Annotated in this window: 1 rRNA gene; it reads left to right on the top strand. The window is 54.6% G+C overall.

What is annotated here, in order from left to right:
* Nucleotides 1–120: 120 nt before the first annotated feature.
* Nucleotides 121–216, top strand: a 16S ribosomal RNA gene (locus OO68_RS41965); the annotation flags it as partial.

Here is a 216-nt window from a genome sequence, read left to right as displayed (position 1 = left end):
ATCGGACAACCGATGGTCGAGGTTCCTTTGAAATAACACAGCGAGGACGCTGTGAACGGTCGGGCCTATTCCGCCTGACTGTTCCGCTCTCGTGGTGTTCATCCCGATTACGGGAAAACATTCACGGAGAGTTTGATCCTGGCTCAGGACGAACGCTGGCGGCGTGCTTAACACATGCAAGTCGAACGATGAACCACTTCGGTGGGGATTAGTGGC

Source organism: Streptomyces iakyrus, assembly GCF_000717055.1.
Lineage (GTDB): Bacteria > Actinomycetota > Actinomycetes > Streptomycetales > Streptomycetaceae > Streptomyces > Streptomyces iakyrus.
Note: the sequence above shows the minus strand (reverse complement) of the source record. Positions and strands in the feature narration are given on the sequence as shown.